This is a genomic window from Secundilactobacillus muriivasis (genome assembly GCF_054785195.1).
Genome location: NZ_BAABMI010000027.1, coordinates 60,280 through 83,111, shown reverse-complemented (window position 1 = coordinate 83,111; position 22,832 = coordinate 60,280). Strand labels below are relative to the sequence as shown.

Genomic DNA, 22,832 nt, shown 5'->3' with positions numbered 1-22,832 from the left:
AATTAATTACCTACCTTTTCTTTTGTCAGTGCGCCAGTAATGGCCTTTAAAATTTGAAGAATCTTAGGGTCGTCAATATTTTTCTCGTAGTAGTCTTTGCGTTTATCAGTCACCGACCGAACGTGACGACTACCGATTTTTTGAACGTGGATCACTAAATCACAGTTACCGTTGACCACGTTGTAGTACTTGGTTTTAAGCGATGGGACCTCTTTCGTGGTGCCGTCGTCTTCTACGTGGTCTTCGACACGAGAAACATAGATCACGTTAACTGGTAACATCTTTAGTTCCATCACTAATCCTTGAAAAACACCGTTAAACGTCGCGTAACCTTTTCCGTAAGGAATATCAGCCAGTGCCTTTACTCCTGCCTCTAAGCACACGGCTTGCTCAATCAGCAATGCTACGTCGTCCACCACGTCAATGACGATGGTTTCATAACCGTGCTTTTCCGTTTGCAATGCCAGCATGATTTCATCGAGCTGTTCGATGACGGTTTTATCTGCGGTGCCATCGGGGTTGCGTTTGTTAAATAGTTGAATCGATGGTGCCTTGTTTTGCTTAGCGTTCCCATCCGTATTTAGAAATAACGGGTTCGGGAATCGTTCAGCTAGATAGCTTTTTCCCGCCATTGTGCGACCATAGATGAAAAAATTACGCGGCGTGTCAATGGTCGGCTTAGGTTCGTTCTTTGGTAAAATGCCCATTATCTAATCATTCCCCTCTTCTTGAGTTGGTAGTAGGCCCACCCCGGCTTGTAACCGTGTGCCTTACGATAAGCGCCAATTTCGGCGTAGGTCTTTAAATCATCAGGTTTCATGTGTCTCACGCGGTCCATAAGTTCCTGTTCGGCCGTGTATTCTTCCAGTTCAGCGCCATCATCGGTTTCGGGTGTGTTGCTTTCCGATTGCTGTTTAACCGGCAACGGCTCCCCACAAAACGGGCACAGTGTTCGGCCACTGCTATCCTTGTCGGCCTCATCACGGTAAAACGTTCCGAAGCATTCTTCGCATACCACTACCGGTTTAACCGGTTCACCAGTCTTGCTACCCGATAACTTCCAGTCACGGTTAGCCGTCGGTAAGCCGAATTTTTCAACATTACCAACATGATCAATGATGATGGCTGTTTTACCAGATCGTGGATTCATGGACCGCATCGAAAATTGAAGGTACAACGATAGTGATTGAGTTGGCCGTAGCATGATGACACAATCGACGTTCGGTAGATCCAGCCCCTCGGTAAACAGCTCATTATTAGCTACCACTTGAATTCGACCAGCACGATACTCATCAATAACATGGTCCCGAACTAATTTGGGAGTGCCACCATCAACAGCCGCCGCGGTAATGCCACGCTGATTAAATTCATCGGCCAACTGATGGGCACTTGCTACGTTGTAGGTGTAGGCAATCGCCTGTTTACCTGCTGCGAGTTTGAGATAGTGATCAACCGCATTACCGTAAATTCGAGGCTTGGATGCTTTTTCGATTGACGCTTCCGTAAATTCGCCGGTCCGCTTCGCTTTCAACATCGAGGTATCAATTTGTTTGGGTGCGTAGTACTGAATTGGCGCTAAATTACCGTGGTCAATCAACCACTGAATTGGCTTTCCCACAATCAGGTCATCTGCAACATCTTCAAACCCGGCCCCATTCAATCGAATCGGCGTTGCCGTAAACATTAAGTGAATGGCGTCCGGGAAGGCGTCCAGGATTCGCCGATACGATTTTGCCAATACGTGGTGAGCTTCATCAACGAACAACACTGCTGGTGCCTGTAACCGGTCGACTTTGCGGGTAAACGTCTGCACCATCCCGATTTGAGCTAATCGCATATCAACCCCCTGCTCTTCAAAGGTCGTTTTAACTTGATCAACGATTTCTTTGCGGTGGACGATGAACATTACCCGACCACCTCGAATAGTCGTCTTACGCGCAATTTCAGCCATTAAAACCGTCTTCCCCGTTCTAGGGTGGGGACTGCACCATGATTGAACGATGACCAGCTCGCATTGAGTCAACAATCTGCTGATACTCCTCCAACTGGTAGTCCCGAAGGTCATACAATCCCAATCACCTCCCGCCTATTCATTGCTATCATCGGGATCAATAACCTCCACCCGACTAAGCCCAAACCTGATAAACTGATCCGCTAACCGGCCCATTGGGATGCCGGTCTCTTCCTTGAGTGACTTCAACTGTTCGATGGTCTCAGCTGGTAAGAATACCGGTTTGACCCCGCCGATTGCTGTGGGTTTCTCACGAGTTAAAATAATTTTGTCATTCATAATTAACGCACCCGAATTGAACGTGTCTGAATTAGCTTAGTACCTGGTACTTCATCACCGGCCTTCAGTGCGTTCAAAATGTCCTTTCCCATAATTTGTGGTACTTGCTTAATGAATTTATCCGGCACTAAAGTTTCGTCCAGATACACCACTTTGGGCGGGTTATTTTGAATCCAGATTGATAACTCTGGATCCTTAATTTTTTCCTGACCTGATAATTCCATGGCACCTTGAAGGGCCGACTTTAACCGGGATAAGTTGTTGTTCAAACTATGCAACCGTTCCTGATCAACGGTGATTTTTTCTTTCAACATTCTGCTGTCAGCCGTAAGCTGCTTAATGACCTTGCCGTAACCAACCGCCTTATCCGCAATACCGTCTTTTAAACTAGCAATAGTATCGGCGTATAGTTGTGCATCATCTGGATTAGCGGATTCTGCTAAGTCCAATACCTGTTGTAAGTTGCTTTCTAATTGATATAGGTTCATGAACGTACCTCCCGTAATTCGGCATTGATCAATTCACCGTGGTCTGCATCCATTTGGAGATACAAATCATTTAATGTTGATGCCGACCTGTACGTTTCACCATTTTCCAGGTTGACAAGTGCAACGTTATCGCCCGACTCGGCAACCATTGCCAGTACGTCATCACCGTAGAAGTAAATCACATTGCCAAGGTGATAAGACTTCGGTACATTCTTTCGCTTGATCAAATCAATTTTCATCGATAACCACCCACAACTTTCCTTTCATCAGTAACTCACGCTTGGCCTCATCGAGTTGTTCAAACCAATACTCCAGCGCATCAATTCGATCAATCGAAATTGCGTCAATTTGACTTTGAATTGTTTTAACCCGACTTCGCAACTTTAAAATTTCTACCATTGCTACCTCCTGTGGTATAATTCACCTGAAATGTTTTTAGTTCAGTCAGCTACTTGCGATAGCTGGCTTTTTTTGTGCTGTGGAATAACTTCCACAACCATGAGTGACGTTTAGTCCGAAAGACTAGATCACTGTACGTTCGAGTGTGGATCATTCACATCACCTCCTAAGAATGCCTATACAGCCATTCATTCATCCGGTTTAATGTACCGGTTTGAATCTTGGACCGTTTACCGCTTAAAATATCGGATAACGTCCAATGGCTAACGCCCCGTTTCCTGTTCCATCTGGCGATAGTTCAAGTTGAGTTCACCGCGTTTTCTACGAATCGCTGTTCGCATTAGTTCTGTTACTACTGGCATGTTCATACCTTCTTTCTGTATTTTTCAAGAATCGGCTTGAAGTATTTTTCTTCGGCTGCCTTGCGAGCGTTGATGGCGTCTTGTTTATTGAAAAAATAGCCTAAAAAAATATCATTGCCCTTTAAGCTGATTTTAGCTCGCCACTTCTGTCGCCTGACATCCCAGCTTACCCCGATGGTTCCTGATTTATTATTTTTACGTGGCTTTCGATGCGGTTTGATAGAACGAATCTGGGTGCCTTTTTCAGGTTCAAGGGCGATCTCTTTTAAACGTCGTCGAGAATTATTTTCGTTCCGCAAACAACCACAACTGAGTTGACCACGAAGTAAGGCATGTGAGGAGACCTGCACTTCGCGTCCACAATCGCATTGGCATTGCCAAACTACAAAGGAGTGGGAACGCTTTCCACTATCTTTAATTACTAGTAGGCGTCCAAAGCGAATTCCTTTTAAGTTCTTCGCAGTTTTCGCACCAAGCTCTTTTCTAAAGCATCCACAGCTTGTAGTATGACCACTAATTAGGTTAGTTGAACTGATTTCAGCTGTGTTCCCGCAGTCACAGTCACATTTCCAAGCAGCGTGTTTTCCTCTATTTTTAGTCCGTTCAACCACAACCAAACGTCCAAACCGTTTTCCGGTTAAATCTTCAATTTTTCTACCCATTAGATCACCTCCTTTTGTTATCTCACCTCTGATATACTTGATGGATAAAGGAGGTGATAAATATGAAACCTAGTGATGAACGTAGATTGTTTTTACTTTCTGAATTAGCAAATCCTGTCAATAGACCAGATTCTGAACAAATCAACTCCGTTCTTAAACGAGGAGAAGATAATGGTTTTTCATCTGATCTTCTAATCGATGAAATCCAAAATATGGATTCTCAACATGAAGGATTACTGACTGTACAACTTGCGCCAACTTTAGGAGGACCTCCAGTTTTGGCTATTTCTCAGAACTATTGGCTAACTTCTAAAGGTGAAGATTACCTATATAAATTGCAACATCCAGGCTCAAACGAAGGAGATGAATCATCTATGTCTGGCATCCACATCGATACCATAAACAACAATGGGCAAGCCGCCTTTGGAGATTATTCATCGTTTACTGACAACCATTCTCAAACTATCAACATCGATGAATCTATCCACCAATTACTTAGCATAGAGAATCAATTACCTGATAATTCTGACAAAGAACAGCTTCGTGATTTAGCCGCTGAATTAGAATCAGCTCTTAAAGGTTCAGAAAACCCCAAGCCTAAATTCCTTTCACGATTCAAGGAATTCATTGGTAAAACTTGGAAGGTAACTGGCCCGGTAATATCGCCACTGCTAGTTGAACTCGGCAAACAAACGTTTTTCTAATTCAGGTCCTTAGCCGAAATTCTCCGCTCAAAAAGTTTCTTCCCATTTTGGTCCCAGTACTGCTCCCAGATTCCTAACTCGTTCTCAAAGTCGGGTGGATACAGGTGAGATGGCGCTTTGAGCAATACACGAGTTACCGTTACTTGTGATACTTTCAGAACGTTATCGACGTAACGTTTCTGAATCTTATTTTCGTAGAACTTTTGATCATCCTCTTGCATAGGGTGGTCATTTTTAATTTCTGCCATATTCAGCCTACTTTCTATTCGCCTGTTCCAGCACCGCCGCCAGAACGAAAATTAAAATTAGAACTAGCATGTTAATCAAACCAGTCGTTAGGATGGTGCACCAACTCATTGGTCCAGTACCCTAAGCCTAAACAAAACACCGTCCAGCTAAACCACTGCCAAATTACCGCCAACATTTAAATCACCCTTTCAAATTAACCCGCCTAGGTTTTTACTTTGTAGTCTGGTGATTCATAATCCACTCATGCACCGCGGGAACATAGTAGCGTGTCAATTTTCCGTCCTTAAAACTCGGGAAGCCTGGCTGATACCTGAAGTGATCATCAAAAGTGTTTACATCAATGTTTAAAACTTGTTCACACAGTTCTTTGCGGGTAAGCAGTTGATAGTCATTTTGCTGACCCGCCTCGAACCCACGTTTAACCGCTTGATTGACCAGGTCTAAAATACCCTGTTCCAATACTGATTCAGTCATATGATCACCCTACTTTTGCATAGATGGCCTTACTCACCGACAGGTCAAGACCGAACTCGTCATTGATTTCCATCAGGCGAACTGTGTCATCTAAAATTGGCTCGCGTTCAACTAACATCTCTGGCGTCATATCACCTTTTTTAATCATTTTGGCGTAGCCATGTTTAGTTGAAATAGCCTTGTTAGCGATGGTGTTGGCCTTGATAAAGTTCACACGTACTGGATGTTTGAGGCCCTTACACAGTCGCGCCATCGCTTCTTTCTGATGTTGCTTGTCCAGCATCCGAAATACCTCAAAACCTTCAAGGCCTGTTGACTTACGGAGTTGTTGGATGGTTGTGAAGACCCATCGTTTGAACTGCTTAGCCGCTGGGAGCTTGCTTGAGAACACCAGGTCATAAATGCCGAACTCGCTAATCACAACTGCTTTTGACTTGTAGTTAGAACCAGGGCCCTGAATCAGGGCGGTGGTTTTGTCTTCGTCTTCCACATGATTGCTAATGGCATTACGTGGCTTTGAATAACCTAAAGCGCTGGCCACGTCAATCGCTACAGCCCACCATTCGTGGTTAACTTCCACAAACCGAATGTTGTGACAGTTCCAATTTTCCATTCGCATTTAGATCAACTCCTTTCAAATTAGTAATTCAAGAACTTCTTGAGCTGTTCTCGAATCCGAATTGACTTGGGCGTCATATCACCCTTAATTGCTCGATTGAGCAACTGCGGGTTGAGGTGTAACGCTCGGGCAACATCAACTTGTTTCATGTCCCGGTCAAGTAACGCCCGCTTAATACGCTTTTCTACATCATGTGCACCTTGTACTAGCATTTCTTCCGTCATTGGACCACTTCCTTTCATTTGATATAATCTCTCCTAAAGGGAGGTGTTAAAATTGACTTTTTACAATTGGCTTATGGAATTTATAGATGTTGATTTACCAATTGGTGATTTCGCAAAGGATGCGAAAAATGATTCTAATTTCCCCAAAAATGTTTCAAGTTGGGATGCTCTGGCAGACTACATCACGTCCGTAAATCCACGAAATGCTGAACTGGACGTAATCCAGAATGTTTTCAATTATTATGCTGCTGAATACTTGGAGTAATAAGTAGCAGTTCATAATTGTCGGGGAGCTTCATATCCCGCAGGCTATACTTGCTAATCAATTCCCAGTGGGTATAAAGTCCTGCATTTAATTTTTGAACTCCCTGACGTTTACATAGTTCCAAAATCAAATCGTCTGTGATAACTTCACTTAAATCCATCGGTTCTGCCTCCTTTCACTGTTATTTCTTCATCAAGTTATTGACTATTTTTAAAATGAAGCCATAATTAAATAAGCGATAAACTCCACGCCTATTAGCTTTACTCGCCAAAGTACCCAGCTAACAGGCTCTGTTATTTATTGCTCAATTACTTGATGAACTTATAATAATCTAATCGAGTAAAATAGTCAATAATTTTAATTCGATTAAATAAAATTATAAGTTGGTCATGTTGGAGGAATGCTAATATGACTGTGTTTGAACGCACGAAAGAAATTTCAAAATTAAAAGGAATGAGTCTACAACAGGTTGCAACTAAGGCCGGTCTTGGGATAAATAGTATCTATCAGTGGCAGAAACAAAAACCTAGCACTGAACGAATCGCAAAAGTCGCTGAGGTCTTAGATGTTTCGATTGACTACTTAATCGGTAATACAGAAGATCCTAAAGTAAAACCCATAGTTGACTTAAACAAGGATGAATCAATCCTAACCTTTGATGGTAAGCCGATTCCAGATGAAGATAAAGAACTAATTCGTAGACTACTTCGAGGAAAGTGATATAGATGGATAGTATTTTAAATGATCTTTACCAATTCGCATACGATAACGGAATCGGGGTTGTTTTGAACAGAAAACTTTCACCCAATTGCCCATCGATAGCAGATACCGAAACAAGTAAAATTTTAGTTAACTTAAATCAACCTGGGTATGAAAGCCAACTACCTTTTCAGGTTGCACATGAAATTACTCACGTGATTGAACACCACAAATCGCTTCATGGGCTGGGTTTTCATGGTGAACACTCCGAGCCACGGATTGAACTTGAAGCCAATCGCGGCGCAATTCGCATGCTGTTGCCTTACTATGTGGACGAACGCAGCCTAGATCATGTCAGCTTCACCCAATTCATGGACTACTTTATGATTCCATCACATTTAGAGAAAACAGTTATTGAAGAATTTCAAGCACTTGCCTAGGCCCTCGTCCAAATACTGATGACACAAAAAGCTGAAAGTTGAATTAACTGCCCTGTTAACTGGTAACAGCTAACTTAGCATCGGGTGAATTCAAGGAAAGCCTAAACAAAAGCAAGGTAACCCTGATCCAAGCACACACAAGTGTGAAGGTGCAACGACTAATCATTGAGCTACGGCAATAATATGGACACGAGCGCCCGACACCCTTCTGGGGTGAAAAGATAGTCTGAACTTTATGGAAACACAAAGAAGCCCCGCCTAAATCGACGGGACGGTAACAATATTGATCGATGCATTCATGCCTGCTTCATTCACTGTCAACCCAGCAAACACTGATTTAACCGTAACCAAGGGAGTTGACACTGCGATGACGAACTTAGAATCTGCTTTCACTTCACCACTGGACAAGTTAGCAAAATCTGTTTCAGTTCCTAAAGTCAAGAATGCATTAGATGGTAAACGTAATTCAGCTAAACTGGTTTCAAATGAATTATTTTCAACTAAATTATACCCTATTGGGGAGGATATTACTATGAGAAAAGTTGCAACTGTAGGGGTTACGCTTTTGGCGGCACTTGCATTAACTGCCTGTGGAAACTCTAATTCATCGTCAAATTCTGATAAAGAAACTACCAGTTCATCTAAAAAAGCTGAACCAAAGAATGCTATCACCTTAACTAAATACAATCGTATTAAGGTTGGTGATATTACCTCTGGGCAAGGTGGTTCAGCCGAAAGCACCGTTAAATCAATGTATGGTAAACCTGAAAGTAAGACTGAAACCACAGTTACCGGTTCTACTACTAAGGCATCTCAGTATACTTGGACTAACGTTGGTACCTCGCTTAAGGGCGCTACCATTACCGCTCAATTTGTGGATGGTAAAGCCGTTGGTAAAGGTTACAGTAATGCTGATTTTACCGATAAAATTAACTCATCTACTTACAAATCACTCCAAACGGGAACTACTTTAACCGCTGTTAAAAAACAATTGGGTACTCCCGCTGGTGAAATCATTACCGGAACGGGTGCTATGAGTTCCCAAGTACTCACTTATACTAATGGCAAACGAACTATTTCGCTTACCTTTACTGGTGACAAACTTACAACCAAATCTGAAACATCTATCTAAATAAAAAAAACACATCGCCCTCCCGCCAAGAAAGTCGATGTGCCCTTAGAAAATACATATACGGGTGAACTGCACCCTTTTTACAATCATACATTAAAGGAGGTGATGCCACAAGCATCCACATAAATTCAACCCGCCTAGGTGAATTTGAAAGGATGATTAATAATGGCAACTTTTACAAAAAGAAATAATCGATGGAATGTTCGCATACTAGATACTGCAACCGGAAAAAGAGCTAGTCGGACCTTTCCGACTAAGAAGATGGCTCAGGTCTGGGCTAACAAAATGGAGCTCCGAAAGTTTGCGGGTGCTGGTGTCGTACAGTCTCAAGACACACTGCCAGAATACATGCAACTATGGTATGACACATTTAAGGCGCCAACCATCTCAGCAACTACTCAAAAACGCTATGCTAATACGCTAAAAGTAGTCGCTGCAAAATTTGTTGGTCAGAAAATTTCTGAGATCTCACGAACTCAATATCAACAATTTTTAAACGAATTTGGTCAAACACATTCGATTGCCAGCTCGCAAAAACTTCATAGTCAGATTAGAGCTTCAATTCGTGATGCTGTGGACGATGGCATCATTACCAAGGATTTTACCAATCGTGCTAAGATAAGTGGCGCAGATGGCAAAAATGAAGCTGACAAGTACCTTGATAAGGATGACATGGTGAAGTTAATCACCGACTTAAAGCATGATATTAATGCTCGTCACCCATCGAAGACCATGGCACTAGTCTCACTTTACACTGGTGCTCGATACGAAGAGATTAGTGCACTACAGTGGAAAGATATCAGCGAGAAATTCAAAACGCTAAGTATCAATAAAGCGTGGGATAACGATACTAACGATTTCAAGCCAACCAAGAACAAACAATCTAACCGGGTAATCCCGGTCAATGATGAGTTCTTTGAAATCATGACGCAGTACTGGCACTCATTTCAAGAGGTAGCATCGCCTAACCCACATCAGTTGGTTTTCGTTACGCCCAAAGGTAAGATTCCATCGTCAAACGCAGTCAATGATTCACTACACAACGCTTTGACCCGAATCCATGCAAAGCAGATTACTTTTCATGGCCTCCGCCATACCCACGCTTCTTACCTGATCTATGCTGGTATTTCGCTGTACGCCATTTCTAAACATTTAGGTCATGCCAACTTCAACGTAACGCTTTCAACCTATTCACACGTTTTTAGTGAACTAGAAGCTAAGGAAAACAAGGCTATGGTTGTCGCTTTAAACAACATCAGAGATTGTGAAGTGGAACAAATGACAGCACCTAATCCCTTGTGGGGCAATTGATACAGCAATCGGTCGATTGTGAAGTGGAACAAATCTCTAATTTTAAAATTGACATCAAATTTGTGCCAATTTTGTGCCACTAAGCTCATTTTCCATCACTCTCAATCACTTTAGAGCAAAATAAAAACGCCTATTTATAGGCGTTTCAGAATGATATGAAGTGATGCATAATGATACAATATGCCCCGAGCAGGATTCGAACCTGTACTTGGTTGCCCAAACAGCGACCTGAACGCTGCGCGTCTGCCAATTCCGCCACCGGGGCATCAAACAACAGAAATAATCATACCGTATCATCAGTGGTTTGTAAAGGCCTATTTTGGCAAAGTGATGACGGTTCCATAGCCATGAACGATTAAAAACTTAGGTGCAACGCTCATGCGAACCACTTCCGTATTAAACGACACATTAACGATTCCGTCGCCACCACGCTCCTTCGTTTTTTGAAAGAGTTGCTGTTTGGCATCTTCAAACAGTTGATCAAATAATTCAAATTCATCCGGTTTTTCGGACGTTAACATTTTATGGCACGTTACAGCCACCACACCTTTAATGACGTGTGCTTGGTTAAAATCACCTGTCGACATAAACATCGAATCACCCCTCTGACGTCATTATACCGGTTAATTGGGCAAGAGAGAACGCTTTTATCCAGAAGCATCAACTTTTGAAGCTGACTAAAAAACAAATCAAGGCAGTACACTGTCTTTAATAATGCCCGTAGCTAATTTTTAACCACACCAAGTGACAATCCACTTCATATTTCGAATAATGTTTCTTATCCATATCACTAAGCATATAAATAATTGGACAAGCAAAATCAAGCGGGGTACAATGAATTCGACTAATGATTAAATTGTCCATCACAGACCGTCATGAATTGATGACGATTTACCTAAAACTCTTAGAAAGAAGGCGCCACTATGTCCGATACGACTCCTCGTTTACTAGACGATCAGCTCTGTTTCGCATTCTACAACGCTAGTAAGACGTTCAATCACTTTTACCAAGAGGCTTTGAAGCCTTTCCACCTCACCTACCCACAATACATCGCCATGTTGGCTCTCTGGGAGAAGTCACCCATGACGGTTCGTGAATTGGGCGAACACCTTAATCTTGATAGTGGGACGTTAACCCCACTGCTTAAACGTTTGGAAAGCATGGGTTGGGTCACTCGAACCCGTAGCCAACAAGACGAGCGACACGTGAACATTGAAGTCACTGAATTTGCCCAAAACCAGCGTGATGAAGTTTACAGCCGGGTCAACGCCTGCGTGGACTTCTTGAAGCTGGATGGCATCGATTACGACCAATTCATGAAGCAAATCAACAGTGTTATCGGCGAACTGAACACGATCAACCATGATCAATTAATTCACGGTGTCACTGAATAACTGACAATAACTAACAACGGGCTCACCGCCACCATCCCAATTGGAATGATGACGGCGAGCCCGCTTTTTACTTCTATTCAGCCTACTTGTGCCAAAGAAACTCTTTTGCCGCTTGTTGTGACGCAAACGGTCCTGGGATCGTTGAAACGCCACGGTGATTGCCGAAGTAGTCTTCGTTGAAGATAATATCGTCCCCATTTGGCATCTCAAACCGTTGTTCTGGTTCGAACGCTTCGCCTAAAACGTTGGTATTGATGATGCTATTCTTGAAATTGCTGAGTCGCTCATACAGATTCGTTTTTAATGCGGGTTGACCCTCATTTTCAACAAGTTCAAATTCGACCTTATCTTGGTCATCCACTAACTTATGATCCTCTTTCTTCCACGCTTGGGCGCCGTTCAAATAAACGTTACCGCTGGCCCAAACTGGTAGATGCCCAAAGTGGTATGGTTGCAAGTCGGCCATATCATTCTCCACCGCTGGTTTACCTTCAAGCTTCTTAAATGGCGCGTACCATTCATCGTAAGTTGGGTAATCATCAAAGACGTAGGTGCCAACTTTTTCATTGGTCGCCGGTGTCGTATCGGTTACAGGCCATTTTTGGATGAAGATATTGTTATAAAACCGATCATCGCCATGCAGAATCGTCATGAACCCGGCAACTTCCGTCCGGTGTGCAATGTGATACGGCGTATATCGTGGTTGCGGTGCACCCTTACCCGGATGATCCGTACCAGCACCAACTAGTGTAAATGACCCTAAAATCAAGTTATGAACGATGGCTAACCCCTGAGTTGGGATTCGCAATGAGCCCTTCGATAAAAGTAAGTTATTATCGATCAATGTCGGGCCGTGACTCACTTCGACCCAAATATCTTGACTCTCCATCGCCCCCTTCAAATGTGGCGCAGTCCCATCAGGCGCATAGTTGTGATCAAACAGGTTTTGAGTAATCCGGGTACCTTGAGCTTCCCAGTCACACCATAGCCCCATCGTTGAATGATCAAAGTGGTTACGACGAATAATGACATCGATTGCCGCATGGAGTTTGATGCCGGCAATCTCGGCACCTGCTAATTCTTGCATGTTGTTAATGTGGTGGATATGATTATCTTCAATTAAGCTAAATACCCCACCCTGACGACCAACGATCCCATCTTGTTCACAATCATGGATGTTGCACCGCCGGATGACGTGATGGCCAATATTTTCTTTATACCAACCATGATATTGCCCGCGGCAGACGGCATCCCGTTCCATTTGAGTGGGACTCTTAACGTGCTTGTAAGTGAAGTAGTGATCGTTATCAGGATCCTTGTACTTGCCTAGCGAAATCCCAGCACAACGTGAATGACTGATATCACAATCTTCAATAAGCCACCCTTTTGACCAGTGCGGACCAATCATACCATCTTGGTAAGCGGCAGGCGGCGCCCAAGTTGTCGCAGCTTTATTGATTGCGAACCCACTGACCGTAATATAATTTCTGCCGGTTGCTTGTGGCCAAAACACTTCACGACGGACATTGATATCAACTGATTCTTTAGTCGGATCCTGACCTTGGAAATTAGCGTAAATAATTGTCTCATGCCGCTCTTCGTCTTGTTCGGTGTACCATTTATAAACCGAATTCTTTGGGTCCCAAGACCGGGCATAGATGTCACCCTTCAAACAATCAGCTAATGTCTCGGTTTCATAGAATTGTTGATTATTCATATAGACAGCACCCGTATGCTTATTTACGGGTCCGAGGTACCAGTCGCCGATGATGTATGTGGTATACGGGTTGTAGTCGCCGAACAAATGATTATTGATTCGGGTTACCCAAACATTATCTTTGTATTGTTTCCAATCAGTGACTTTTTCAGCACCGGTGATCATTGCCTTCAATGGTTCGACACTGCGGTACGTGATTGGCGCATCTTCAGTGCCGGCATTAACAGGATTAACATTTTCACGATAGGTCCCCGGATAAACCAAGACCTCATCACCAGCTACTGCAATTCGTGCCGCGTCATTAATCAATTTAAAGGGTGCTTCTTTAGTGCCGTTTCCGTCTCGAATGGCGTTGGCATTAACATAAATTTTCACGTTTGGAACCTCCATATTCAAAATAGCTTCATTTTTAAACGGTTGAAAACTTTGGCCGTTTTGTAAACGTTTTCTAAAATTAGTATAGTTAATTCATTTAGTCAATTCAACATTGACTAAATCACTTCTGCTGCAATATACAAGTAGTGCGTGCGCTAATCATGGTCATAAAAAATCACCCTATCATAATTGATAAGGTGATTTCACTGTACCACGAGGGACATTTAGGACGTTTAATTATCGTGTGACTCACGATCGACTTAACGTCATTTTGTCGTTAACACGCGATCGCCATGATTAATGTGACCACTCTGTTTCAAATCAGCAACAACCACTGTTTCTGGTTGTGTAAAGAACGTCACCACGAGATCATCATAGCCCGCTTCTCGAATAATCGCGCGATCAAAGGTCATTAATAGGTCGCCAGCTTGCACGTGTTGACCATCCGTATACTTGGTCACAAACCCTTCACCACGAAGGTTGACGGTTCCCAGACCAACGTGAATCAACGTTTCCAATCCATCATCTGAAACAATGCCAAAGGTATGCCGCGTCGAGAACGTAAACTTAATGGTACCATCAAATGGTGCATAGATGTTTCCTTCAGATGGCTGAATTGCAAAGCCCTTTCCTGTGAACCCGTTGACCTGTTCGGCAACATAGTTCAGATCCTTCAACTCACCTGAAACGGGCGCCAAGACCTTGGTCGTTTGCACTGATGATCCAGTCGTCGTTTGATCCGCATCACCGGCCGCAAGTTTAAGTTGCAGTTCTTCCACGATTTCAGCGTGTTTCTTTTCGGTGATCTTAACCTTCCACCAAAAAATAACCAACGCTAAGATTGAGAATACCAACGGTGTATAGAAGGCAAATAACTCAAAAGTATGGATATTTTTAGCCGTCATATCAGCAGCCGTCGCACTACCGGTCATTCCGGCAACTAACGCAATCGACCCAACCATCCCGTTTGAAAGTGAGGCTGATACTTTGTCGATCATTGGCCGAATGGTGAGCGTGACTGCTTCATTTCGATTACCATTCTTTAACTGGCCATATTCGATTGAATCGGTCAGCGTTAACACCGTAACCAGTTGGGCAAACGTAAAGTTGAACAGTACCAACCCGACAACAACGAGGGATAAGTTTGATTTGGCCACAATAAAAATCACGTAGGATAAAATCATTGCGGTTTGACCAATTGAAAATAACACTTTTCGGCTAATAAACTTGTTTAGGATTGGGTAGAGTGGTGACGTACAAAAACCAACGATCGTCGCAACTAACCCAGCAATCCAAAATTCACCTGGATGACCTAAGACGAATTTGAAATAATAGAATAAGATCCCATTGGTCGTCACGTATGCTAATGAGTAGCAAAGGTAGGCCAAACTCGTCCATAAAATCTGGTCATTTTTGGCAATACCGACAAACACGCTCTTAATCGACGTTTTTTCATCAGAAGCTGCCCGAATCACGTTATGCTTTTCCTTAGTCCCAGCTGCAACTGCCAAGGCACACAGTAACGCGACAACTGAAACGATGATGCCGAAGACGAACCAACCTGGTGCCCCTTCAGTCCGCTTGCCAGTTGAAAGGAACGTAAAGTAAGTGACCACGGGTACCACAATAATCGCTAATCCGTTCCAGCCAATCGTCCCGGTGAAGGAGCCTAGCGCAGTGAAGATCCCCCGTTCACGACTGTCTTCACTAATGGCAGGAACCATGCCCCAATAAGACACATCAACTAGTGAATAAAAAATATCCAATGCAATAAATAGCACCACAAAGACGACCGCAAATAATACCCAATTCACTTTAGCTAACCCAAAGATTCCTGAAAACAGGATAATCATCAGGACGGCACTCACAACACCACCAATGACTTGCCAAGGTTTAAATTTACCCCAGCGACTTTTTGTGTTATCCACAATATTACCAAGAATTGGATCAACGACAATTTCTGCTAATCGAATAATCACCACTAAACCGGTAACTAACCCAATTAATTTATTGGCAATCTTATCAGGCATCCCCGCAAACATCCCACTCGTGACAAAAACGATAAAATAAGTGCTCATCGCGCCATAAAACGCTGAATGTCCTAGATTACCTAACGTAAATGCGATGCGTTCAACCCATTGTTGCCTCGTCAAATGTTTTTTTACGTTTCCTGTGCTTGTATTTTCCATGATTTTCGCTCCCCGAATTTCAAATCGGTTACTTCAGTTCCGAATAAACTTTGACGCCATAGCCATCGATTGCCTGTGTGCCCGCAACAACTTGTTGCTTCGAAAACTCATCTAACAAACTCGTTGTGAGTTCAACTTCAGTTGCTTGGTGACCGTAATTGATCACAAAATAATAGCGAATGGTGTCATTTTCACGAATTTGAATATTGACGGTTTCCGAGTGCTTAGAGATTGGCATCGGTTCACGTAAGTCAAGTTCCGTTGCCAACTGATCGTAGAAGGTCATTAAGAAATCACGCCCGGTTCGAGCACCAAGATAGTAAGCCTGACCCTCACCTAATTCGTTAACCGTAACCGCTGGATCACCAGCGTAAAAATCATCTTGGTAGCGTGCTAGCGGTTGCGCCGTATCAAGCTGGAATCGATCACAATAATCAGAAACTTCAAATGATTGGCCTTGGTAATCTAAATGATTATGTTGGGTTGGGTATAGGGTATCCGTTTCGGTAAATTCAATGCCATAAGTATCGTGTAACGCTGTTGGCCAACCACCTAAATAAGCTAAAAATTCTTGATCAACCATCCCAGTGATATAGGTACCGACTAGATGACCGCCTTGAGTAACGTATTGTTGCAATTTTTTTGAAAATGCCGAACTCATCATAAAGTGCATCGGATCAATCACTAACTTGTATGGCGTTAAATCATCCTCAACGGAAACAATTTCAACTGGAATATCATGCTGCCAGAAATAACGATATTGATTCTGAATGGTCTGCCAATACTGCTTGGTTTCGTTAGCGTAATTTCTGGCGTCATCCAAGGCCCACATATTATCGTAATCAAAAACAATTGCGACCTTAGCCGTCTGGCGACGAGTTTGCGTGAGCGCTTTAAGCTGAGTTAAATCTTGTCCCACTCGTTTAACATCTTGAAAGGCCCGGGTTTGATCACTCATGGTATGCGTGATCACGGCACCATGAAACATTTCCGAAGCCCCTCTTGATTGATGAAGTTGAAAGTACAAGACCGAATCAGCACCATGCGCGACCTGTTGTAAGCTACCCATTTCGTGCATCCCGGGTCGTTTTGACCGGTTGAATGGATGCCAGTTAACTTGTGACGGTGTGCTCTCCATAATCAAATAATTCTGGTGTTTCAAGCTCCGCATCATGTCGTTCATGAGCCCCGTCTTCATCCCTAATTCAGCAGTGCTTTCATAATCATTGCCCCAGTTTGGATACGAGTCCCAACTGATCACATCTACGTGTTTAGCGAATTCTTGATAATCAAGGTCATAAAAAACGTGTGATTCTGGTGGATTACCACCCATAAAGTTTGCCGTTACCGGAATATTAGGCGTTATCTCCCGTAATGGTTTGACCTCAGCATCAAAGAAGCTGATCGTCCGTTCCGTAACGAACCGTTTCCAATCGAGGTTTAATCCCAAGAACGTCTGATCACCTAACTGTGATGGTGAGTGGACTTGGTCCCAACTCGTATATTTATGACTCCAAAAGCCACTCCAATAGGCATGGTTTAAGTGATCCAAGGTTTGATACTTTGCTTTTAACCAGTCTCTAAATGCCGCCTGACACAACTCGCAATGACATTGACCACCAAATTCATTGGAAATGTGCCACATCAATAAGCCCTTTCGCTTGCCGTAACGTTCCGCCAGCTTGCGGTTCATCTGTTGTACCTTTTCTCGGTACACCGGTGACGTGTAGCAATGGTTGTGACGTTCACCAAACAATGCGCGTTCACCATTTTCGTTCACGCGTAAGACTTCGGGATACTTTTCAGCCAGCCATCTTGGTCGCGCACCACTGGGCGTCGCTAAAATCACCTGCCCCCCCTGAGCCTCGACCCGGTCGAAAATATCATCCAACCAATCAAACTGGTACTTGCCCTCTTCAGGCTCTAACGTTGCCCACGAAAAAACGCCTAACGTGACAGTATTGATGTCGGCTTCCTTAAATAATTTAAAATCTTTGTCAATTACTTCGGGGTGATCCAGCCACTGGTCAGGGTTATAGTCCCCGCCGTGTAATAATTCATTTAATTTGAGATCAACTGTCATTATTAATTACACAACCTTCATTTCTTCAATTTACGATATCGCAAATTAAGAATAACCGGATTTTAGATAAAATGTAACCGATTACTGAAGGTTAATTACTAACAATTAGTAAATTATTTACCATTATCATAAATGATTTACTAAATTGCATTACTTTTACTATTTATTTTTTCAAATTACTATGCTACGGTAGATGTAACCGCATTCATAAATCTGTACTAGGAGGTGCTTTAGATGACAACAATCAAAGAAATCGCGAAAAAAGCTGGCTTTTCAACAGCGACCGTTTCGCGAATTTTAAACGATGATGCTTCTTTTTCAGCATCTCAAGAAACTCGTGACAGCATCTTTAAAATTGCGCACGCGCTCGGTTACTCATCCAAACATCAACTCAAAGCCCCGAAGATTAAAGCGGCACTCTTATACGCTGTTACCCCTCAAAAAGAGCTTGAAGACATTTTCTACAATGATCTCCGAAACACGATCATCAACTCTGCTGAAGCAAATAATATCAGCTTAAAGTTGGCGCGACACGTTTCCGAGATTGATCCTGACACCTCCGGATTCATCTCGATTGGCTTGCTGGCGGATGATGAACTTCAAAAACTTAACGCGACACACCTCAATGGTATTTTTATGGAAACTAACCCCGACCCGCATCACTATACGTCCGTCGAATTTAATTTTCGCGAAATTGTCGAAGAGGCAATCGACCTCTTTACGGCAGCCGGCCTAAGTAAAATTGGCTTTATTGGCGGTCCGTTTTGGGATTTGAACCAACCTCAACGACCTGTCTGGGACGTTCGGCGAAAGTTTTTCGAAACCCACATGCGAGAACTCGGTATTTTTGATGAGCGTCATATTTTTCTCGGTACTAATTTCTCAGTTGAAAGTGGCTACCAAGTTGGCAATCTCATTGCTGAAAAATACGAGGAGACTGATGCCATCCCCGAGGCCTTCTTAGTTGCATCTGATCCCTTAGCAGTTGGTGTTCTACAGGCCTTTAACGAGCACCAGATTCAAGTACCTGATCAAACCGCCATTATCAGCATCAATGATATCGATGTAGCCAAATACGTCTCACCCCCACTGACCACCTACCACTTAAACGTTCATGCGCTGGGCCAAACTGCGGTTGAAGCGCTTCGTGATACCGTGAACGCCCCTGAACAGGCCAAGCGAACGATTTTACTGAGTTCCAAAATAGTCTACCGAAAAAGTTTTCTTGAGCCAGTTTCAACAACATCACGTTAACCTAAAACAAAGTTCCCCAACTGACCAAATCAGTTGGGGAACTTTGTTTTTAGCTTTGTTAGCAATAAAGGGAATCACCTAGCCAATTCAGCTTGTATTTAATTGTGCCTAACGCAACATAACCGCCATTCCAGCCATCGCAATCGCATTATTAAGCATGTGCACGCCAATGGAGGTGGTTAAGTTATTCGTCTTCAAATAGACCGTTGCCAAAATAGCGCCTAGGCAGGTATAGATCAAGAAGCTCACCGGATTACTGCTTGCGTGACCAATTGAAAAGGCCACCCCACTAAAAATCACCGGCCACCAAAACTGGTTGGTCTTAAAAAAGGCGTTCACCAAGTAACCCCGAAACAGTAGTTCTTCGAGGATTGGTGACATCACCACACCGGAAAACATCAGTAGATAAAACGTCCAGTGATCACTTTTTAACAGGTCGATAATGGCTTGATTATTCGCGGTTTCGGTTTGGCTGAACAACAACTGGTTTAGCATATTCAACCCAATTTCGATCACAAAAAAGCCAATCCAGCCAATTGCAATCATCCGCCAATCCGGACCCGTTAGTGGTCGCCAAATTGGCCCAGTCGTCACCCGCTTCAAGGCAAGCCAAACGAGCCAAATCACTAACGCATAACCGGCAATGTAACCAACCGCCAGTAAACTACGCCCCAGAATTGAACTGGCAGGTAATTTTTGAAACCCGAGTAACAACACGGGTGGAAGTTGAATTAACACAAAAAAACTAATGAAAAGTAAGATTCGCGTCCACAGCGATGGGCGCGCCGCTGGGCGAGAATCGGGAAGTCCAGACATGTCGTCACCTCAATCATGTTTATTGGTCGGCTTTATCCGCCGATTTGGTGGTTACTGACTCATCCTCGTCATCATCTTCATCCGCCGAAAGTCGTTTCGTAAACGGCATCAGTTTGAGATAGAGAATCGTCACTAACACCATCGATACCAGCCATGCGATAAACCACACCACCATGGTACTCATCGCGTGAGGTGGCCACGTACGAGTTAGGTAAACCGTTGTTCCTATAATGGTCGACGGCACAACAACGATAATCAGGTATATGAGTGCTTTCACGCTAATCCTCCGTAACTATTTTAATGAAAGTCTTCAGCCATGTAACGTTCCAAAATAGCAGTCACACCATAAGTCTTGAAACTGCCAAGTTCGAGGTAATTGACATCCGCATAGGCCAATTTAACCTGAACGCGGGCCGTTAAATCAGTGGCATCAACATCGTTAAGTTGCAACTTTTTATTCTTCAACGCGGCGATAAAGCCAGTATACGTTTTTTCGCGCTTTCCTGGATGAATTCCGAGGCTCACAACTTGATCCTGTTTAAAGGCCCACTTCAAGGCGGCTTTTAAAATTGAGTGGTGCGCTAAGTCCAGTTCCGTTGTAATGGCATCAATCTGCCAAACATCGCTATAGTGCCGTTCACGGGCCAGTGCCATAATGGCAACCAGTGATTTTAGATAGTCCGATTGTGCAATCACTTTCGTAATGGTGTTTAATCGCAGAATAATCAGGCCATCCACCGCGCCGTTTTGATTGATGCGTTTGATCAAGCCAAACTTTTCATCAACCGCGATCACGTTACCCGTTAAAAAATGCCGTTCATCGCCGTAACGAAATAACGACACCAACCGGCCTGTTTGTTGTGCTGACAGTAACTGTTCTTGAATAGTTTCCATAACGTTGGTCCTCCGTTAACTCTCTCACAGAAATTTTAATCGGCATAAATTCAGTTGCCGATAACCGATAAATTGCCTAGCTACGATTGTCATTTTAACACACAATGACCAATAACACGGCGCATGGCCTTCGAATTTCCGACTTCTCTTAGCAAACTTTCATTAAAGTATTGGGCGAGATACCCACGTTTTCAAACGTGGGAGGAAAGCCCGCCACTCCTCTTTTCTTTAAAATTGGTTGAGCGTCTAAAACAAAATATGCGAACAATTGTTCTCTTTGCGAAATATGATTCTTTGGTACACTTGGTCTATCCCAATTAAGGAGGTCGACCAATGGCGAAAAAAACGGAACAATCAGTGGTAATCAAAGTAAAACTCAAACTACACCACAGCACGGACGCTGACTTATTAAATATCATGATGCAACAGTATCGTAACGCCTGTAACTTTGTCTCTCAGGTCTTTTTTGATGACCGCTTTCGTTCCAATACGCAGGCACTGACCAAACGCCTGTATCGCCAATTGCGGCAAGATTTCCATTTGAAATCACAACTGGCACAATCAGTCGTTCGCACAGTAATGGCACGGTATAAAGCGGTCGAAACCCAATTAGGTGACCAACCTTACTGCTATCCAACTGGCGGAAAACTGCCAAATGGCCGGCCGGAACTAGTGTGGGTCCATCGTGACTGTCACTGGCTGTGGCAACCCATCAATTTTTCCCAACCTCAAGCTGATTTACAACGTGGGCGTGACTGGTCATTTTTGAGTAATGGCGATTTATCCATCAACACGCTGGAAAAACGCATCCGCGTCACACCCGTTTGCCATGGCTTACAGGAATACCTGGCCGGTGACCCCATCACAAGTACTGGTCACGGCTTTGAACAATATCTAGATGGATCTTGGAAATTTGGTACTGCGAAAGTCTTACACATTCGCGGTAAATGGTACCTGCATATTGCCATGACCAAGGACGCTGATGAGCTTCAATTGTCCAAGACCTCGAAGGTTGTTGGCATTGACCGCGGCTTACGCTTTCTAGTCACCACCTATGATCATCAACAACAAACGACCTTCGTTTCCGGTAAAGCCGTTCAGCACAAACGGGCAAAGTTTAAACGAACTCGTGAAGAACTCCAACGCAAGGGGACTAAATCAGCCCGGCGTCGACTAAAGAAAATTGGAAATCGAGAGAACCGCTGGATGACAGATGTGAATCACTGTCTATCTAAGACACTCGTTACGACGTATGGTACAGATACCTTATTCGTGTTGGAAGATTTAACCGGTGTTAGCTTTAACCGCGATGATTTACCTAAAGCCTTACGAAACGATAATAGCTCATGGGCCTTTTATCAACTTGAAATGATGTTGAACTATAAAGCTCACCGTCAAGGGAGTCTGGTTTTAAAAGTACCCGCTAACTATACCAGCCAACGCTGCCCTAAATGCGAAGTGATCAATAAAGAAAACCGAGATTACCAGTACCATCAGTATCAATGTGCTGACTGTGGCTATCGTTCCAACGATGATCGAGTTGGGGCGATGAATATCCAGACATTGGGGCAGCGCTACGTTGCTGGTAATGCTAAACCGAGGTTTAAAAAGCCAAAATCAACCAAAACAACAGTTGCTTAGCAATGCTTCGTAACTAAACGGGCGCCGTCAACCGTCCGATATGATGTAGCCACTTTGGGAAGGGAGTATCAGGTAACTGATATGTTTGACCACCGCGGGAAGTTACCGCGTGAGCTACAAGCCCCTTATTTTAATAAGGGGTGTGTTGACA

28 protein-coding genes and 1 tRNA gene are annotated in these 22,832 nt (G+C 43.5%); 9 read left to right on the top strand and 20 right to left on the bottom strand.

Annotation, left to right across the window (positions count from 1 at the left end):
- Positions 1-2: 2 nt before the first annotated feature.
- From ACYVR3_RS07420 to ACYVR3_RS07390, 7 genes are all read right to left on the bottom strand, one after another.
- A complete protein-coding gene (locus tag ACYVR3_RS07420; RefSeq protein WP_461243723.1) occupies positions 3-707 on the bottom strand; it encodes an AAA family ATPase in 705 nt (234 codons plus the stop codon).
- On the bottom strand, positions 707-1,951 hold the full coding sequence (locus tag ACYVR3_RS07415; RefSeq protein ID WP_461243722.1) for a DEAD/DEAH box helicase: 1,245 nt from the start codon (positions 1,949-1,951) through the stop codon (positions 707-709). The genes ACYVR3_RS07420 and ACYVR3_RS07415 overlap by 1 nt, the downstream gene beginning before the upstream one ends.
- Positions 1,952-2,086: 135 nt before the next feature.
- Positions 2,087-2,290 carry a hypothetical protein gene (locus tag ACYVR3_RS07410; protein ID WP_461243721.1) on the bottom strand — a complete coding sequence of 68 codons (204 nt, stop codon included), beginning with the start codon at positions 2,288-2,290 and terminating at the stop codon, positions 2,087-2,089.
- Positions 2,291-2,292: 2 nt separating this feature from the next.
- Complete coding sequence (locus tag ACYVR3_RS07405; protein ID WP_461243720.1) at positions 2,293-2,778, bottom strand: siphovirus Gp157 family protein; 486 nt, start codon at positions 2,776-2,778, stop codon at positions 2,293-2,295.
- Complete coding sequence (locus tag ACYVR3_RS07400; protein WP_461243719.1) at positions 2,775-3,017, bottom strand: hypothetical protein; 243 nt, start codon at positions 3,015-3,017, stop codon at positions 2,775-2,777. The genes ACYVR3_RS07405 and ACYVR3_RS07400 overlap by 4 nt, the downstream gene beginning before the upstream one ends.
- The gene (locus ACYVR3_RS07395; protein ID WP_461243718.1) at positions 3,007-3,177 is read right to left on the bottom strand and encodes a hypothetical protein; all 171 of its coding nucleotides are present in this window, start codon (positions 3,175-3,177) and stop codon (positions 3,007-3,009) included. Before ACYVR3_RS07395 ends, ACYVR3_RS07400 begins: the two co-directional genes overlap by 11 nt.
- Positions 3,178-3,541: 364 nt before the next feature.
- Positions 3,542-4,201 (bottom strand): hypothetical protein, encoded by a 660-nt coding sequence (locus tag ACYVR3_RS07390; protein WP_461243717.1) that lies wholly within the window; start codon positions 4,199-4,201, stop codon positions 3,542-3,544.
- A 62-nt stretch (positions 4,202-4,263) separates the two neighbouring features.
- Between ACYVR3_RS07390 and ACYVR3_RS07385 the strand changes: the two genes are divergently transcribed.
- Entirely contained in the window at positions 4,264-4,905 is a 642-nt protein-coding gene (locus ACYVR3_RS07385) for a hypothetical protein (protein ID WP_461243716.1), read from the top strand.
- Here the strand turns inward: ACYVR3_RS07385 and ACYVR3_RS07380 are convergent.
- The 4 genes from ACYVR3_RS07380 to ACYVR3_RS07365 form a co-directional block, all read right to left on the bottom strand.
- A complete protein-coding gene (locus tag ACYVR3_RS07380) occupies positions 4,902-5,153 on the bottom strand; it encodes a hypothetical protein (RefSeq protein WP_461243715.1) in 252 nt (83 codons plus the stop codon). The genes ACYVR3_RS07385 and ACYVR3_RS07380 overlap by 4 nt on opposite strands.
- Before the next feature lie 211 nt (positions 5,154-5,364).
- Entirely contained in the window at positions 5,365-5,628 is a 264-nt protein-coding gene (locus tag ACYVR3_RS07375; protein ID WP_333604207.1) for a hypothetical protein, read from the bottom strand.
- A 4-nt stretch (positions 5,629-5,632) separates the two neighbouring features.
- Entirely contained in the window at positions 5,633-6,247 is a 615-nt protein-coding gene (locus tag ACYVR3_RS07370) for a BRO-N domain-containing protein (RefSeq protein WP_461243714.1), read from the bottom strand.
- 20 nt (positions 6,248-6,267) lie between these two features.
- Positions 6,268-6,471, bottom strand: a complete 204-nt coding sequence (locus ACYVR3_RS07365; RefSeq protein WP_461243713.1) for a helix-turn-helix domain-containing protein — start codon at positions 6,469-6,471, stop codon at positions 6,268-6,270.
- A 73-nt stretch (positions 6,472-6,544) separates the two neighbouring features.
- On the opposite strand from ACYVR3_RS07365, the gene ACYVR3_RS07360 reads away from it, so the two are divergent.
- Positions 6,545-6,736 (top strand): YozE family protein, encoded by a 192-nt coding sequence (locus ACYVR3_RS07360; RefSeq protein WP_461243747.1) that lies wholly within the window; start codon positions 6,545-6,547, stop codon positions 6,734-6,736.
- On the opposite strand, the gene ACYVR3_RS07355 is transcribed toward ACYVR3_RS07360, so the two are convergent.
- Entirely contained in the window at positions 6,705-6,896 is a 192-nt protein-coding gene (locus ACYVR3_RS07355; protein ID WP_461243712.1) for a hypothetical protein, read from the bottom strand. The two genes, ACYVR3_RS07360 and ACYVR3_RS07355, sit on opposite strands and share 32 nt — an antisense overlap.
- A gap of 248 nt (positions 6,897-7,144) precedes the next feature.
- Between ACYVR3_RS07355 and ACYVR3_RS07350 the strand changes: the two genes are divergently transcribed.
- The 4 genes from ACYVR3_RS07350 (at position 7,145) to ACYVR3_RS07335 (ending at position 10,318) form a co-directional block, all read left to right on the top strand.
- Positions 7,145-7,456: a helix-turn-helix domain-containing protein gene (locus tag ACYVR3_RS07350; protein WP_461243711.1), complete on the top strand. Its 312-nt coding sequence runs from the start codon at positions 7,145-7,147 to the stop codon at positions 7,454-7,456.
- Between the two features lie 5 nt (positions 7,457-7,461).
- Positions 7,462-7,875, top strand: coding sequence for a M78 family metallopeptidase domain-containing protein (locus ACYVR3_RS07345; RefSeq protein WP_461243710.1), 414 nt, complete (start codon positions 7,462-7,464; stop codon positions 7,873-7,875).
- 367 nt (positions 7,876-8,242) lie between these two features.
- The gene (locus tag ACYVR3_RS07340) at positions 8,243-9,007 is read left to right on the top strand and encodes a DUF3862 domain-containing protein (RefSeq protein ID WP_461243709.1); all 765 of its coding nucleotides are present in this window, start codon (positions 8,243-8,245) and stop codon (positions 9,005-9,007) included.
- Between the two features lie 165 nt (positions 9,008-9,172).
- Positions 9,173-10,318 carry a tyrosine-type recombinase/integrase gene (locus ACYVR3_RS07335; protein ID WP_461243708.1) on the top strand — a complete coding sequence of 382 codons (1,146 nt, stop codon included), beginning with the start codon at positions 9,173-9,175 and terminating at the stop codon, positions 10,316-10,318.
- A gap of 181 nt (positions 10,319-10,499) precedes the next feature.
- Here the strand turns inward: ACYVR3_RS07335 and ACYVR3_RS07330 are convergent.
- Positions 10,500-10,583: transfer RNA gene (locus ACYVR3_RS07330), tRNA-Leu, on the bottom strand.
- A gap of 49 nt (positions 10,584-10,632) precedes the next feature.
- On the bottom strand, positions 10,633-10,911 hold the full coding sequence (locus ACYVR3_RS07325) for a hypothetical protein (RefSeq protein WP_461243707.1): 279 nt from the start codon (positions 10,909-10,911) through the stop codon (positions 10,633-10,635).
- A gap of 330 nt (positions 10,912-11,241) precedes the next feature.
- Between ACYVR3_RS07325 and ACYVR3_RS07320 the strand changes: the two genes are divergently transcribed.
- Positions 11,242-11,712 (top strand): MarR family winged helix-turn-helix transcriptional regulator, encoded by a 471-nt coding sequence (locus tag ACYVR3_RS07320; protein ID WP_054734748.1) that lies wholly within the window; start codon positions 11,242-11,244, stop codon positions 11,710-11,712.
- Between the two features lie 82 nt (positions 11,713-11,794).
- Here ACYVR3_RS07320 and ACYVR3_RS07315 read toward each other — a convergent pair whose 3' ends face one another.
- The 3 genes from ACYVR3_RS07315 to ACYVR3_RS07305 all read right to left on the bottom strand — a co-directional run bounded on the left by ACYVR3_RS07315 (position 11,795) and on the right by ACYVR3_RS07305 (position 18,076).
- The gene (locus ACYVR3_RS07315) at positions 11,795-13,804 is read right to left on the bottom strand and encodes a right-handed parallel beta-helix repeat-containing protein (protein WP_461243706.1); all 2,010 of its coding nucleotides are present in this window, start codon (positions 13,802-13,804) and stop codon (positions 11,795-11,797) included.
- A gap of 266 nt (positions 13,805-14,070) precedes the next feature.
- The gene (locus tag ACYVR3_RS07310; RefSeq protein ID WP_461243705.1) at positions 14,071-15,993 is read right to left on the bottom strand and encodes a glycoside-pentoside-hexuronide (GPH):cation symporter; all 1,923 of its coding nucleotides are present in this window, start codon (positions 15,991-15,993) and stop codon (positions 14,071-14,073) included.
- A 28-nt stretch (positions 15,994-16,021) separates the two neighbouring features.
- A complete protein-coding gene (locus tag ACYVR3_RS07305) occupies positions 16,022-18,076 on the bottom strand; it encodes a beta-galactosidase (RefSeq protein WP_461243704.1) in 2,055 nt (684 codons plus the stop codon).
- A gap of 234 nt (positions 18,077-18,310) precedes the next feature.
- Between ACYVR3_RS07305 and ACYVR3_RS07300 the strand changes: the two genes are divergently transcribed.
- Positions 18,311-19,330 (top strand): LacI family DNA-binding transcriptional regulator, encoded by a 1,020-nt coding sequence (locus ACYVR3_RS07300; RefSeq protein WP_461243703.1) that lies wholly within the window; start codon positions 18,311-18,313, stop codon positions 19,328-19,330.
- Positions 19,331-19,438: 108 nt separating this feature from the next.
- On the opposite strand, the gene ACYVR3_RS07295 is transcribed toward ACYVR3_RS07300, so the two are convergent.
- From ACYVR3_RS07295 to ACYVR3_RS07285, 3 genes are read right to left on the bottom strand one after another with little or no spacing between them, the layout of a single operon-like run.
- Positions 19,439-20,146 carry a lysostaphin resistance A-like protein gene (locus ACYVR3_RS07295; RefSeq protein WP_461243702.1) on the bottom strand — a complete coding sequence of 236 codons (708 nt, stop codon included), beginning with the start codon at positions 20,144-20,146 and terminating at the stop codon, positions 19,439-19,441.
- A 19-nt stretch (positions 20,147-20,165) separates the two neighbouring features.
- Complete coding sequence (locus tag ACYVR3_RS07290; protein ID WP_461243701.1) at positions 20,166-20,423, bottom strand: hypothetical protein; 258 nt, start codon at positions 20,421-20,423, stop codon at positions 20,166-20,168.
- A 20-nt stretch (positions 20,424-20,443) separates the two neighbouring features.
- Positions 20,444-21,040 carry a hypothetical protein gene (locus ACYVR3_RS07285; protein ID WP_461243700.1) on the bottom strand — a complete coding sequence of 199 codons (597 nt, stop codon included), beginning with the start codon at positions 21,038-21,040 and terminating at the stop codon, positions 20,444-20,446.
- A 333-nt stretch (positions 21,041-21,373) separates the two neighbouring features.
- Here ACYVR3_RS07285 and ACYVR3_RS07280 point away from each other — a divergent pair, with 333 nt between their 5' ends.
- On the top strand, positions 21,374-22,681 hold the full coding sequence (locus ACYVR3_RS07280) for an RNA-guided endonuclease TnpB family protein (protein WP_461243699.1): 1,308 nt from the start codon (positions 21,374-21,376) through the stop codon (positions 22,679-22,681).
- The last annotated feature ends 151 nt before the right edge of the window (positions 22,682-22,832 follow it).